Raw genomic sequence first — 13,556 nt, 5'->3', positions numbered from 1 at the left:
ATAAAGAGTTTCCACTACAATGCCGCATGGCTTCCACGACCGTCGTCCTCCCCTTCGCATTGCCGCCCGCCGAACTGGCCCCGGAACTCTCCCGCAACCTGCAGGCGCCGTCCCTGGCGATGTTACTTTCACGCAATAGCTTGCTGGAAAAGCATGTTATCGCCGACGATAGCCGCATATTGCCGCATGAAGCATGGCTGGCCCGTGCGCGCGGCGGCCTTGCCGCAGCCGTCATGCGCGGCTTCGGCCTGGCACCTAAGGAAGGCTATTGGTTCATCGTCCATCCAGTCCACATCCAGCTCGCCCGCAACCACCTGGTCCTGGCCGATTCGCGCCGTTTGCGCCTGGACGAGGCGGATTCGCGCGTGCTGTTCGACCTGGCCAGGCCGTTTTTCGATGAACTGCTTTGGGGCGACGCCGAGACCTGGTTCATGCGCGCCGATAGCTGGCAAGGCCTGGATGCCGCCTCGCCCGATGCCGCCATGGGCAGCAACCTGGCCGACTGGATGCCGGCCGGCCCGAACGCCCTGGCCTTCAAGAAGCTGCAAAATGAGATCCAGATGCTGTGGCACGAGCATTCCGTCAACGAAGCCCGCCAGCAGCGCGGCCTTGCACCCGTGAATTCGTTCTGGATGTGGGGCGGCGCACAGGCGGAAGCCCCCATGGCCGAGCACCAGCCGATGGCCGTAGCCACGCCCGCGGCGGCGGTCGTGCCATCCTGGCTGAATGCCCTCTCGGCGGGCAGTACTGCGGCGGCGCCCGGTGCACATGGACCGGTCGTGCTGCCACACCTGATTCCCATGGGCGCCGGCAATGACTGGGGCGCCTGGCTGGGCGCCATGCAGCAACTGGAACACGAATGGTTCGCCCCCTTGCTGGCCGCCCTGCGCAACGGCAGCACAAATGAACTGACAATGATCCTGACCAGCCGCGAAGGCTGGACTGAAATCCGCACCAGCAAAGCCGCGCTGCGCAAATTCTGGCGCGCACAGAACCTGAAGAACCTCACGCAATGACCCGTATCGCCATCCGTCCCTGCCCGTCGCAGGAAGCCGAACTGCTGCGCCAGGGCGGCATCCATCCCGTGCTGGCCCGCCTGTTTGCCGCGCGAGGCCTGAACAACCCGGCAGAAATCTCCAGCGAACTGGCTGCGCTGATCCAGCCCTCCGGCCTGCTGCACATCGACCGGGCTGCCGAATTCCTGGCCGACTCCATCGCTGCCGGCAAACGCATGGTCATCGTTGCCGACTACGACTGCGACGGCGCCACTGCCTGCGCCACCGCCATTCGCGGCTTGCGCGCCATGGGCGCCAAGGTGGACTTCATCGTCCCCAACCGCTTCGAATACGGCTACGGACTGACGCCGGAGATCGTCGACCTGACCGCGCGTGAGAAAGCGCCCGACATCATCATTACCGTCGATAACGGCATTGCCAGCATCGAAGGCGTGGCAGAAGCCAAACGGCGCGGCATCGACGTCGTCGTGACCGACCACCACCTGCCCGGCGACAGCCTGCCCGACGCCCGCGTCATCGTGAACCCCAACCAGCCCGCTTGCGGCTTCCCGTCCAAGCACCTGGCCGGCGTGGGCGTGGTGTTCTACGTGCTGCTGGCGCTGCGCGCCGAAATGCGCCGCCGCGGCGTGTTCGACGCACAGTCGCAGCCAAAGCTCGATTCGCTGCTGGACCTGGTCGCCCTGGGCACGGTCGCCGACGTGGTGCGCCTGGATAGCAATAACCGCATCCTCGTCGCCCAGGGACTGAAGCGCATGCGCGCCGGCCGCATGCATGCCGGCGTGGCTGCCCTGTTCCGCGTTTCCGGACGCGCCGTGCGCACCGCCTCTCCTTTCGACCTCGGCTTCGCTCTCGGCCCGCGGCTGAACGCAGCAGGCCGGCTGGAAGACATGTCGCTCGGCATCGAATGCCTGCTGACGGACGACGAGACGCGCGCCTGGGAACTGGCGCAGCAGCTTAACGACATCAACCTGAAGCGCCGCGAGATCGAGGCGGAGATGCAGGACGCCGCCCTGCTGCACCTGGACGATTTCCAGCCCGCAGACAGCACCACGATTTGCGTCTACGACGATAGCTGGCACCAGGGCGTGATCGGCATCGTGGCCTCGCGCCTGAAAGAACGCTTCTACCGCCCCACCATCACCTTTGCCCCTGCGGGCGACGGCATGATCAAGGGTTCCGGCCGTTCGATCCCCGGCTTCCACCTGCGCGACGCGCTGGACCTGGTATCCAAGCGGGCGCCTGGCGTGATCGACAAGTTCGGCGGCCATGCCATGGCAGCGGGCCTTAGCTTGCGCGCCGAAGCCTTCGAGCATTTCTGCGCCGCCTTCGAGGCGGTCGGCCAGGCCTGGCTGAGCGAATCGCAACTGGAGCGCGTGGTCGAAACCGATGGTCCCTTGGAAGACAACTGCTACACCACCCAGTTCATTGAACTGCTGGATGGCCAGGTATGGGGCCAGGGCTTTGCGCCCCCGGTGTTCTGCGATGAATTCCGCGTGCTAAGCCAGCGCATCCTGAAGGACCGCCACCTCAAGCTGATGCTGGAAAAGAAAGGCGTACGCTACGACGCCATCTGGTTCGGCCATACCGATGCGCTGGGCGAACGGGCGCGCGTGGCCTTCCGCCTGGATGCCAATGAATACAACGGCGTGACCCGCGTCCAGTTGCTGGTGGAGCACGCCGAACCGGCTTGATTACGGCTTCCTGCAATCGCAAACACGTTCGCCCTTGTCGAACACGATGCGCCATTTGCCTGGCGCTTCCTGCCGCCAGACGGAGTTGAATCGGCCGGTAACCTTGCCTTGCTGGTCGCGCACCGGGCCGGACGAATGCGCCAGGGTGCCGGAGTCGAGTACTTCGACCTGGTCCGGCTCCCAGCTGAACGGGGCTTCCGGCTTTTCATAAAACGCTTTCCATTCGGCGGCTACGGTATCCCTGCCGCGCAAGACCTTGGGGCCGCTGTAGAAAATCGCCTCGTCCGCCAGGAAGGAGGCGAATGCCTGATGATCGCGCCTGGCCATGGTGGCCGCGAAGGCGCGCTCGGTATCGGCGACCTGCTGTTTCAACTCCGCGTTACTGGGCGGTGCCTTGATGGTGGTGCACGCAGCCGTCGCCGCAAACGCCAGCAGCGGGATCATCTTCTTCATTCTGCCTCCTCGCTTTGTTTTCTGGCCAAATACTAGCAAAGCCGGTAGCGCAAGTCATCCCTTTCGCCGGGCGGCTGCGTGGCCAACAGCGCGTCATGTCCCAGGCGTGCCACGGCACCCAGTTGCGCAACTGCGCTCACGCCAGCGCCAAGGTGTACACGAGCCTCGGCCTGGATGCCGCTATCCTCCGCGGAGGCCCGCCATAGCCGGCCCAATGCCAGCGCGTCCCTGCCGCCGGGCAGGAATGCCTGGGCCGATTGCGCGTCAAGCGGGCCGACATGGACCTGCACGGCGCTATCGATCCGCCACAGGCGTTCGCCGAGGAGCGCCCCGTCGCCGCAGCATGCTTTGCCGCTTCCGAGGGCGCTGGCCTGCCCTGGCGGCAGCATTTCCCAGCGCCCGGCAAACTGCTCGATCCATACCGGCACGCCCAGGGCATGCGAAAGCCGCTCTCCGAGCGCCCTTGCCCTGAGCGGGCCGCGCTGGAGCGGCAATTGCGGCAAGGGTGTGTATTCGGGACGGCCTTCACGCCATGCGGCGCAAAATGCATCGATTGCCGGCGCCGACAACAAGTCGATGAAGGCGCGTGCCCCGGCGCCGGCGGCGCGCGCCACGGCCTCCGTGTAGTAGTACGGCAGCGCGCCCGCCATGCCGAGCAAGCCTATGCACCCTGGAGTGACCGCTCTGCTGTCCAGCGCAACCACGTCGCAGGCGGGGAATGCCAGGGACAGGCTGTTGCGCCATTCCGGCGCGCCAAGCATTCCTGCCAGCTGGAAGATGGCATATCCGGTTGCATCGGCCGCGATCATTCCATCAGCTTGCCGGCGTTCCTCGCTTTGCATCGCATCAGCTCCTCTCCGGTGGCGGCCGACACCAGGACCAGCCGGCTAAATGTGTTCATGTGCGCGCACTCGCCAAAGAAGCGGTCCATGACTTGCGCGAACAGCAGCATGCCGCAGCCTGCGAATGCCCCTTCCTCGACTTGCAATCGGATTTCAGTGCCAGCAAGCGGCGAGGCGCGGCCGGGGCACAACAGCGCGGGCCGCAACTCCAGCCCTCTCACTGCGCTGATGATTGCGCGGCTCGCCGGGGAATGATCGATTGCCTGGCTGGCCATCAGTTCGCGCAAGGCATCGGCATCAAGCGGCAGGCGGTCCAGCGCCAGCAAGGCGTTGAGCTGCCAGCGGCAGCCGGGACCTCGAGCCGGCCGTGCCAGCACTTTGTCCCGCTCGCAGCAGGTCACGTCGACCGATGCGACTGTGCCGGCCGGCCAGGCGTACGCGCCGTGGAAGGCGATGCGCCATTCATGGCCTGCCGGTGCATCGTCGACATTGCGCACGCTCCATCCCACGTCCTCCGCACCGCCGACATGGACCCGGTCAATGCTGAAGATCTCCAGTTCGGGCGGGACCGACAGCAGGTATTCGGTTCGGCGCCCATCGATGCGGATGGGCGAAGCGGCGACACGCTGCAGACAGGCGCGCGCCGTCCAGCCGGCGCGCAGGTGGCCCGCTTGCAGTGCCTGCAGGAGGCGCGCCGGGGGCGCCGGCAGCCTCAGTTTCGCGCTCCTGGCGCCTGCAAAGGGCGACAGGTCAAGGCGCAGGATATTGAAGCGCGCGGGAAAAGTGAAGTACTCGCGCAGCAGCGCCAGCCCGGCATGCGCGCCAGGCGCACGGTGGAGCAGCGCTTCCACAGGATCAAGGCCTGATGGCTCGAATGGCCAGCGAGCAATCGGCAGCCACTCGCCGGCATCATTCCCGCGAAGGGCAGGCGCCGAGCCTGTCTCGCCAAGCAAGACACTGCGCAAGGCCGCACTGAAAGCGGCGTCACCGTCAATGAAGATGTCCAGGGCGTTGGCAGGGCCGCCCGGGCGAATGGCCTTGCCGAGATCAAGCACCAATTCGACCGAGGCCTGCGGGCCGTGGTGGTAACTGGCGGAGACGATTGCTGCGGCCGGCCCTGCAGCAGGCGACAAGCCAATCCAGCACGCCGGGAACGGTTGCAACTGCCCCGGGAAATGCAAACCCAGCAAATGCTCATCCTGCTGGCAACGCGCCCTCTGCAAGGCCAGTGCCGTCCGCGCGTGGAGGGTGGCAACGCCCTGCACCAACCGGTCGACATGGGCGTCCTGCGGCCAATCGCGGAAGCCAAGCTGCTCCGCCAAGCCGGGATGCCGCTCAGCCATGCTGCCGGCATTCGTCGCGAATCGTCGCAGTTGGCCCTCCAGCGCAGCAAGCATTTTCTCCATCGCGCGCCCTTGTTCGATGATTTAATGCAATATTGGCAGCGGGCAGCAAACCGCGTTTTGACACTGCACAAACACATTCAACTTGAAACAAATACGGAAATGGAGTATAAATAATCCATAAACGGAGGACATATGAATCCCGCATTTGCCTACCCCGACAGCGAATACACGATTCCTCAACCAGTCGACCTGAGTCGCAAAGAAGAACGTGAACGCCTGTCGCACGCCGCCCTCAAGGGCTTTTTCAAACTGGTCGCCGCCTGGAAGTTACGCGACGACGACGCCCGCGAATTGCTGGGCGGCCTGTCCAGCAGCGCCTTCTATGAGTGGAAAAAGCACCCCGACCGCGTGCTTGAAGTCGACCGCATTACCCGTATTTCCTACCTGCTTGGCATCTACAAGTCGCTGCACATCATTTACGGCGACAAGCTGGCTGACGAGTGGGTCAGCCTTGCCAACCGCAACAGCATTTTCGGCGGCCGAACCCCGCTCGATTACATGGAAGCCGGCGGCCTGCTCGCCATGCAAACCGTGCGCCAGTTGCTCGACGCTCGTCGCGGAGGCCTGTAATTGCCGCCATTTCGCCTGCTGCGCCAATTCGACACCGTGCGCTTGATTCCGTCGCGCTTCGTCTATAAAGAAGATTCCGTGCTGGCCGCCCTCGCCGATAACGACGCCGAGCTGCACCAGCTGTTTGAACTGGATAACGCCACCAATGCCCGCCTGCGCGCCGAACACGGCGGCGCTATCGGTATCGGTATCGAAGAACTGGTTTATTACGTCCCCAATTACCGCAGCATCAATGCGGCCTTTACCTACGCCCGTCCGCAAGGCAGCCGCTTCAACGACGGGCAGCGCGGCGCCTGGTATTGCGCCTTCGAGCACGAAACGGCGCTGGCGGAAGTGATCTTCCACAAGACCGTGGAATACGCCGAAATCGACCGTTTCGACGACAGCGTCAGCTATCAGGCCCTGCTCTCGGACTTCAGCGCCCAGTTCCACGACATCTGCGGCCAGCCCGAATATGCCGCTTGTCTGGACCCGGACAGCTACGTCGCCTCGCAACGGCTGGCGCGCAGCCTGCTGGCCGAAGGCTCCACCGGCATCATCTATCCAAGCGTGCGCCGCGCTGGCGGGACCAACCTGGCGTGCTTCCGCCCAGCGCTGGTGGGCAATGTTCGCAAAGGCCCGGCGTATCGGTTAACATGGCGGGGTTCGCCGACGGCCATCGTCGAGCAGATTCCCACGATTTAAGAGTTGAAAATGCAGCTGAAACCAGAAAAAGACGCGGAACTCCGCGCCAAAGTCAACCGCGAAACCGCACGCATCCCGTGGAGCGAACTGCTGAAGCACTTCGCCCAGGGCAATGTGGTGTGGGTGGCCGATGAACTGGACCTGGTGGACGTCGCCGTGCGCATCGCCCACGACGACAAGGCCAGCATTTCAGCCTGGATGGAGGCCGGCCAGGTCGCCAAGGTCTCCGACCAGCAGTGCCAGGAATGGATCGCGAGCGACGCCAACCTGTGGGCCAGCGTCGTCAGCCCGTTTATTCTCGTCCAGCAGGAGAAGCGGAAGCCGCATTGAGATCGATCGCATACAGCGCGTAACCTTTACCGCCTCCATCCTCTTCCTTCAGCAGCGATACGCCGGCCAGCCCGGCCTCGCGTGCCAGCGCCAGCTTGCCTGGCGCCGCATGAAATACTACCGGCCCACTCGTCTTTACCGGCGCAAAGCGCCAACTGCGCGCCGAGCCATTGGCCCGGCGGGTCAAGTGCTGTACCGACTTGATGTAGTCGATCAGTACCGCACGGTTGTTGTCCGGTGACGCAAAAATGGTCTTGCTACCATCCAGTCCCGGGAAACCGCCGCCACCGCTGGCCCGGAAGTTATTGGTTGCGACGATGAATTCCTGGTCTGCCCGCACCGGCTGGCCGCGCCATGTCAGGCCTTTGATGCGCTGGCCGGGAGCTTGCGTCACGTCGATCTGGTAGTGCACATCAGGGTCCGTCAGCATATCGAAATTGAAACCCGCGAAGCCGGTGTTCACCAGCTCCTGCGGCTCGCTGCGGGTTGGATCGATGGTGTTGAAGCGGCCGGCGGCCTTCTCCAGCCAGGCCTTCAGCGTCGCGCCGTCGACCTTCACGGCGTGCAGGTCGTTCGGGTACAGGTAAAGGTCTGCCGCGTTGTTCAGGGCCAGCTTGCCCGGCGCCACGTCGGTGTAATCGGCCACGCCAGCCGCGCCAGTCTTGAACGGCGCTGACATCGACAGCACCGGCAACCGGGCATATTGGGGCATGCTGGCCTGGATATGGCGGCGCACATAATCGGCCTGCGCCTGGTTCACTACCTGGATCGCCGATACGTCGCCGACATCGGCAAAGTAAGCGGACATGCGGAAGTCCGTATCGCCAATCGGCGTTTTGACGTAGGCGATGGTCGCCTCATGTTCGGCTTTCACCAGCGCGGCGATTTCCGGGTCCGGTTCGACGAAGCTGCGGTCGGGACGCTGGATGCTGCGGGTTTCGACTTTCGCCGCACCGGCGTCGGACACCCAGCGCTTGCCGTCATGGCGCAGCGCGAGCTGGATCACGCCAAGATGCTTGCCCCACAGGCCTGGCATCACTGTCGGCACGCCATGCACCCGCCCCTGCACTTTATCGACATCCGGCAGGTTGAAGGCGGCGGTCTTGCTCGCCGCGTTAGGGAACACGTCATGCGAATGCCCCAGCAGCAGCGCGTCAATGGCCGGCACCTGCGCCAGGTACAGGCTGCCGTTTTCCATTGACGGCACGTAGGCAGCACCATCCAGCCCCGCATGCGAGATCGCTACGACCACCTCTGCCCCTTTGGCGCGCATCTCGGGAATGTAGCGTTGCGCCGTCTCGCGCCACCCTTCCGTGCGCACGCGGCCTTCCAGCCAGCGCCTGTCCCAACCCATGATCGCCGGCGTCGTAAAGCCGATGATGCCAACCTTGACCGTGGTGGCAAGCGACTTGCCATCCGGCCCGGTAGCGGACACGCGCTTGTCGAAGATCCGGTACGGCTCGAATAACGGAACGCCGGTGCGGGCGTCGACCACATTGGCCAGCACCACCGGAAATGCCGGGCCCGCGCAAGGCTGGGCGCGCACCGAAGCGCCTTCCGCGCCGAAGCGGCTGGCTGTGACCTGCCCCAGGTAATCCAGGCCCCAGTTGAATTCGTGGTTGCCAACCGAGCCGCCTTCAAAGCCCAGCGCATTCATGGCCTTGTAGATGGCCAGCGGCTGGCCGCATCCGACCGGCGCCACCAATGCCTGGTAGTCGCCCAGCGCCGTGCCCTGGATGGTGTCGCCATTATCGAGCAGCAGTGTATTCGGGAATTCCTTGCGCGCCTGGCGGATCAGGGTCGCCGTGCGCTCCAGCCCCAGCGAGGCGTCGGGCGCCAGCTTGTAGTAGTCGTAACCGCGCACGTTGGCGTGCAAGTCCGTCGTCTCGAGAATCACGAAAGCGGCTTGCGAGCCTTGCGGCGGTATCGCTGGAATGCTGCTGCAGCCCGCGAGCAGGACGGCTGCGGGCGCGAGGAATAGGATGCGCATTAACTGTCTTTTAGTCTGAAATTTACTGATGAATATTTGCCACGCGGCATTGTTATAGCCCTTGCAATCTAAAGAATTGCAGATTGCACTCTGGGGCGCCGCAAACTGGCTTGCAAAATTATATGGAATCTTTGCAAAAGCGCCACGTTGATGCAAATAAATGTTCGATTGTCAATACGCAGTCGTATGATCCACCTCAACCTTCAGCCATCCGCCAAAAGGAACAAGCCATGAAAATCCGTGCCGCACTGACCGCCATCCTGCTCCTGACTGCATCACTTGCGCAAGCTGGCCCCAACCTGGTCACGAACGGTGATTTCGAAAACCTCGACTACAGCATGTGGACGCTGGTCAGCCCCGGCGGCGGCGGCCAGGCCTTCGGCACCGATCCCACAGGTTCGCCGCTGTCAAACGCCAGCAACCGCGTGTTCGGCGACTTCAACACCACCGAGCTTGGCTTCCTGCAGCAAACCATCGCCACGATCGCGGGCGCTACCTACCAGTTGAAGTTCGACTTGCAGCGCTGGACTGCAGATCCGCAATTCCCGCCCGATAACCAGGCCCAGGTCAAATTCGGCGCAACCACCGTCTTCAATGAATCGGATATTACCGGCGATTGGGGCACCCACACCCTGATCGTCACTGCGCTCAGCAACAGAACGATCCTCGAGTTCGGCAACTTCAACAACGACCCGATCTTCTGGAACCAGCTCGACAACATCAGCCTTGAGTTCCTGCGCGGCCCCAATGATCCGGGCGGCCCTGGCGTACCCGAACCCGCCACCTTGGCCTTGCTGGCGGGCGGCCTGATGGCCATGCGCTTGAGCCGCCGGCGCGCCATCCGCTCCTGACCCCTTCCATCCACTGAATCGGCCGCAACGCCCCGGCCGGGGCGTCTGCACCTGCAAGGAGGCTGCATGTCTGAACCGTATCTCGCAGAAATCAGGATGACGGGATTTAGCTTTGCGCCCAAGGGCTGGGCCCTGTGCAATGGCCAGATCCTCCCGATCAACCAGAACCAGGCCCTGTTCTCCATACTCGGCACCACTTACGGCGGCAACGGGCAGACCACATTCGCCCTGCCCGACCTGCGCGGCCGGGTTCCGGCCCACGTGCACGCCAGCTTCAACCTGGGCCAGCAGGGAGGCGAAGCCAGCCACACCCTGATCGCCAGTGAAATGCCGGCGCATACCCACGCCCTGGGCATTTCCACAGCCGTCAGCCACCAGGCCGATCTCTCCGGGCGCGTGCTCGGCAACGTCGAAGCCGGGGCGCTCAACTACTACGCGCCGCAGGACGGCACCGCAACGCTGGCACCCGCCACGGTGGGCAATGCCGGCGCCGGCCAGCCGCACGACAACATGCAGCCCTACCTGACCGTCAACTTCATCATCGCGCTGCAGGGTATTTTCCCGTCGCAGAGCTGAACCAGACCGGAGCCGGCACATGGACAACTTCATCGGCGAGATTCGCCTGTTCGCGGGTAACTTCCCGCCCCTTGGCTGGGCTTTTTGCGACGGCAGCCTGCTGTCGATCGCACAGAACACAGCCCTGTTTGCCCTGATCGGCACCACCTACGGCGGTAACGGTCAAACCACCTTTGCGCTGCCGGACCTGCGCGGCCGCGTGCCGCTGCACCAGGGCACGCAACCGGGAACCGCCAACACCTATGTCATGGGCCAGCAGGCGGGCGTCGAGACAGTGACCCTGACCAGCAACCAGCTCCCATCGCACAACCATAGCGCCAGCGCCAGCACCGCCGTGCCGCCCGCCACCGGGACCGGCATCAACCTGACCGGGCCAACAACCTATGTTCCGGCCGCGCCGGCCAAGCCCAAGTTTTACGCGCCGGCCGGCTCCAGCATGGTGCCCATGTCGCCCCAGGCGATCCAGCCGGCCGGCGGCAACCAGCCCCATAACAATATGGCTCCCTTCCTGGCGCTCAGCTTCATCATCGCCATTGAAGGCATCTTCCCTTCGCAGAGCTAGTCGAGGAGTCCAGCATGGCAGAGCGATATATCGGCGAAGTCCGCATGTTCAGCGGGAATTTCGCACCCGTGGGCTGGGCAATGTGCAATGGCCAGCTTCTTCCCATTGCGCAGAACACGGCACTGTTTTCCATTCTCGGCACCACTTACGGCGGCAATGGCAAGACCAACTTCGCGCTCCCGGACCTGCGCCAGCGCATCCCGATGCACGCTGGGGCCGGTCCTGGCCTGAGCCCGCGCGGCCTGGGTGAACAAGGCGGCGAGGCAAGCACTGCACTGACCGCGCTTCAGATGCCGTCACACAGCCACGGCATGTCAGCCTCCAACACGAGCGCCACGGTGCAATCGCCGGCAAACGCCCTGCTTGCCAAGCCGATCACGGTCAGCGCCCCTTACCACGATGCCGCCGCCGTGGCGCCATCGCCGGAAGGACCTCTCGGCGTTGCCGGCGGCAGCAGCCCCCACAACAATTTGCAGCCTTACCTGGTGGTTAACTTCATCATTGCCCTCACCGGCATTTACCCGCCACGCAGCTGATTGAACATGCACAGCCAGCTCACTTTGCGGCCCGTTGAAGCCGGTGACCAGCCCTTCCTGCTGGCGCTGGTGGAAAGCACACGCGAGGACCTTGCCATCCTCGACCCGAATGTCAGGGCCATGCTGGTTTGCATGCAAGACGAAGCCCAGGTGACCGACTACCGCCGCCGCTTCCCCGGCCTGGAAGAAAACATCGTGCTGGCCGACGGCGCTGCGGCCGGCCGCCTGTACGTGGCGCGCAGCCGGGACGAGATCCGCCTGGTCGACATCAGCCTGAGTCCCTCCTGCCGCGGCCAGGGCATCGGCAGCCGCCTGCTGGCCCGGCTGCAGGACGAGAGCCAGCAATCAGGGCTGCCCTTGCGCTTGCATGTATTGCACGGCAATCCAGCGGGCGATCTGTACCGCCGGCTCGGATTCCAGCCTGGCGCGACCGAGGGCATGCACCTGTCCATGGAATGGCAACCTATCTTGTTAAAGGAATAAGTCATGGAACGTCGCAACTTCATCCTCGCCGCCGGAAGCCTGGTCGGCGCCCCGGCCGTCGCCCGCGCCGCATCGCTGGCCGCCCTGCCGCCTACGCCGTCCACCCTGCGCATGGCCGGCTTCCGCGACCTGGTTGGCCAGCAATTCATCGCCTACCAGGGCATGCGCGGCACTTCGCTCGACCTGCACGCCGTGCGCCCGGGCAAGGAAGCGCCCCACCAGGAGCAGTTCACCCTGCTCTTCAGCGGCGCGCCCGGCCTGGACGCCGGGATTTATGAAATCGACAACCCACTTTCCGGACGCCTGTCCATCTTCATGGAACCGGCGGGCCGCGGCCCGGCGAGCGGCCGGGGCGCCCTCTACCGCGCCGAATTCAGCCTGCTTGTGTGAGCTGCCCGATGCGCCAGCCTCTGAGGTATAATTTCAGGTTCGATTTAACAACTATCAGACCTGAAAAACCATGGAAGCTGAACGCATCAATTCCCTCGCCAACCTGCTCGCGGACCTGACCACCCGCGAAGCCGAACTTCGGAGGTATCTTTGACTTCGATAAGAAGTCGGAGAAACTGGAACAACTGAACGCCGAACTGGAAGATCCGGCCGTTTGGAATGACCCGAAAAAAGCCCAGGATATGGGCCGCGAGAAGAAAGCCCTCGAAGGCGTGGTCCTGACCTTGCAAAAGGCAGAAAGCGACCTGCGCGACATGAACGAACTGTTCGCGATGGGCAAGGAAGAAGGCGACGACGATACGCTCGAAGCCGTGATTGCGGATACCGCAGAAATCCAGAAGACCATCGAACAGATGGAATTCCGCCGGATGTTCAGCAATCCGATGGATCCGAACAACTGCTTCATCGACATCCAGGCTGGCGCCGGCGGTACCGAAGCCCAGGACTGGGCCTCCATGCTGCTGCGCCAGTACCTGCGCTATTGCGAACGCAAGGGCTTCAAGGTCGAAGTGATGGAAGAGTCCGAGGGCGAGGTTGCCGGCATCAAGACCGCCACCCTGAAAGTGGACGGCGAATACGCCTATGGCCACCTGCGCACCGAGACCGGCGTGCACCGCCTGGTGCGCAAGTCGCCGTTCGACTCCTCCGGCGGCCGCCACACCTCCTTCGTGTCGCTGTTCGTCTATCCGGAAGTGGATGACTCGATCGAGATCGAGATCAACCCGGCCGACCTGCGCATCGACACCTACCGCGCATCCGGCGCCGGCGGCCAGCACATTAACAAGACCGACTCCGCGGTGCGTATCACGCACGGCCCGTCCGGCATCGTCGTGCAGTGCCAGAACGACCGCTCACAGCACCGCAACAAGGCCGAAGCGATGGACATGCTGAAGGCCAAGCTGTACGAACTGGAACTGCGCAAGCGCATGAGCGAACAGCAGTCGCTGGAAGACTCCAAGACCGACGTCGGCTGGGGCCACCAGATCCGCTCCTACGTGCTGGACCAGTCCCGCATCAAGGACCTGCGCACCAACTTCGAGACCGGTAATACCAAGGGCGTGCTGGACGGTGACCTGGACGACTTCATCTCCGCGTCCCTGAAGCAAGGCATCTAAG

General features: G+C 63.8%; 16 protein-coding genes and 1 pseudogene. 12 read left to right on the top strand and 5 right to left on the bottom strand.

Features of this window, described 5'->3' with window-relative positions:
* Window positions 1-26: 26 nt before the first annotated feature.
* Both ACN9MU_RS16180 and recJ read left to right on the top strand, forming a co-directional pair.
* Entirely contained in the window at window positions 27-1,016 is a 990-nt protein-coding gene (locus ACN9MU_RS16180) for a hypothetical protein (RefSeq protein WP_426343060.1), read from the top strand.
* Window positions 1,013-2,707, top strand: coding sequence for a single-stranded-DNA-specific exonuclease RecJ (recJ, locus tag ACN9MU_RS16175; protein WP_426343059.1), 1,695 nt, complete (start codon window positions 1,013-1,015; stop codon window positions 2,705-2,707). Before ACN9MU_RS16180 ends, recJ begins: the two co-directional genes overlap by 4 nt.
* Here recJ and ACN9MU_RS16170 read toward each other — a convergent pair whose 3' ends face one another.
* The 4 genes and pseudogenes from ACN9MU_RS16170 to ACN9MU_RS16155 form a co-directional block, all read right to left on the bottom strand.
* A complete protein-coding gene (locus ACN9MU_RS16170; RefSeq protein WP_426317876.1) occupies window positions 2,708-3,160 on the bottom strand; it encodes a YybH family protein in 453 nt (150 codons plus the stop codon). It lies immediately after the preceding gene.
* Between the two features lie 32 nt (window positions 3,161-3,192).
* Window positions 3,193-4,002, bottom strand: coding sequence for a type VI secretion system baseplate subunit TssG (locus ACN9MU_RS16165; RefSeq protein WP_426343058.1), 810 nt, complete (start codon window positions 4,000-4,002; stop codon window positions 3,193-3,195).
* Window positions 3,966-5,192: a type VI secretion system baseplate subunit TssF gene (locus ACN9MU_RS16160; RefSeq protein ID WP_426344891.1), complete on the bottom strand. Its 1,227-nt coding sequence runs from the start codon at window positions 5,190-5,192 to the stop codon at window positions 3,966-3,968. The genes ACN9MU_RS16165 and ACN9MU_RS16160 overlap by 37 nt, the downstream gene beginning before the upstream one ends.
* Window positions 5,193-5,198: 6 nt before the next feature.
* A pseudogene (locus ACN9MU_RS16155) lies at window positions 5,199-5,345 on the bottom strand (type VI secretion system baseplate subunit TssF); the annotation flags it as partial.
* Between the two features lie 195 nt (window positions 5,346-5,540).
* On the opposite strand from ACN9MU_RS16155, the gene ACN9MU_RS16150 reads away from it, so the two are divergent.
* From ACN9MU_RS16150 to ACN9MU_RS16140, 3 genes are read left to right on the top strand one after another with little or no spacing between them, the layout of a single operon-like run.
* Window positions 5,541-5,978, top strand: coding sequence for an MbcA/ParS/Xre antitoxin family protein (locus ACN9MU_RS16150; protein WP_426172061.1), 438 nt, complete (start codon window positions 5,541-5,543; stop codon window positions 5,976-5,978).
* Window positions 5,979-6,662 carry an RES family NAD+ phosphorylase gene (locus tag ACN9MU_RS16145; RefSeq protein ID WP_426335720.1) on the top strand — a complete coding sequence of 228 codons (684 nt, stop codon included), beginning with the start codon at window positions 5,979-5,981 and terminating at the stop codon, window positions 6,660-6,662. It begins immediately after the preceding gene.
* Between the two features lie 9 nt (window positions 6,663-6,671).
* Window positions 6,672-6,992, top strand: a complete 321-nt coding sequence (locus tag ACN9MU_RS16140; RefSeq protein ID WP_130314474.1) for a DUF2288 domain-containing protein — start codon at window positions 6,672-6,674, stop codon at window positions 6,990-6,992.
* On the opposite strand, the gene ACN9MU_RS16135 is transcribed toward ACN9MU_RS16140, so the two are convergent.
* On the bottom strand, window positions 6,955-8,982 hold the full coding sequence (locus ACN9MU_RS16135) for a bifunctional 2',3'-cyclic-nucleotide 2'-phosphodiesterase/3'-nucleotidase (RefSeq protein ID WP_426343057.1): 2,028 nt from the start codon (window positions 8,980-8,982) through the stop codon (window positions 6,955-6,957). The genes ACN9MU_RS16140 and ACN9MU_RS16135 overlap by 38 nt on opposite strands.
* Window positions 8,983-9,212: 230 nt before the next feature.
* On the opposite strand from ACN9MU_RS16135, the gene ACN9MU_RS16130 reads away from it, so the two are divergent.
* The 7 genes from ACN9MU_RS16130 (at window position 9,213) to prfB (ending at window position 13,555) form a co-directional block, all read left to right on the top strand.
* Window positions 9,213-9,833, top strand: coding sequence for a PEP-CTERM sorting domain-containing protein (locus ACN9MU_RS16130; RefSeq protein ID WP_426343056.1), 621 nt, complete (start codon window positions 9,213-9,215; stop codon window positions 9,831-9,833).
* Window positions 9,834-9,899: 66 nt separating this feature from the next.
* A complete protein-coding gene (locus tag ACN9MU_RS16125; protein WP_426343055.1) occupies window positions 9,900-10,409 on the top strand; it encodes a phage tail protein in 510 nt (169 codons plus the stop codon).
* 19 nt (window positions 10,410-10,428) lie between these two features.
* Entirely contained in the window at window positions 10,429-10,971 is a 543-nt protein-coding gene (locus tag ACN9MU_RS16120) for a phage tail protein (RefSeq protein ID WP_426343054.1), read from the top strand.
* A gap of 14 nt (window positions 10,972-10,985) precedes the next feature.
* Window positions 10,986-11,507, top strand: a complete 522-nt coding sequence (locus ACN9MU_RS16115; RefSeq protein WP_426343053.1) for a phage tail protein — start codon at window positions 10,986-10,988, stop codon at window positions 11,505-11,507.
* Window positions 11,508-11,513: 6 nt separating this feature from the next.
* Window positions 11,514-11,990, top strand: a complete 477-nt coding sequence (locus ACN9MU_RS16110; protein ID WP_426343052.1) for a GNAT family N-acetyltransferase — start codon at window positions 11,514-11,516, stop codon at window positions 11,988-11,990.
* A gap of 3 nt (window positions 11,991-11,993) precedes the next feature.
* Complete coding sequence (locus ACN9MU_RS16105; RefSeq protein WP_426172048.1) at window positions 11,994-12,380, top strand: DUF6916 family protein; 387 nt, start codon at window positions 11,994-11,996, stop codon at window positions 12,378-12,380.
* Between the two features lie 70 nt (window positions 12,381-12,450).
* Window positions 12,451-13,555 (top strand): peptide chain release factor 2 gene (prfB, locus tag ACN9MU_RS16100; RefSeq protein WP_426172047.1). Its coding sequence is split into 2 segments (ribosomal slippage): window positions 12,451-12,531 and window positions 12,533-13,555, totalling 1,104 coding nucleotides; the frame shifts between segments, so codons are not numbered across the junction.
* Window position 13,556 lies beyond the last annotated feature (1 nt).

The sequence above is a fragment of the Pseudoduganella sp. R-32 genome (assembly GCF_049913245.1).
Classification (GTDB): Bacteria; Pseudomonadota; Gammaproteobacteria; order Burkholderiales; family Burkholderiaceae_D; genus Rugamonas.
The sequence above is the reverse complement of the archived record's forward strand: the minus strand, read 5'-3'. Positions and strand labels throughout refer to the sequence as shown.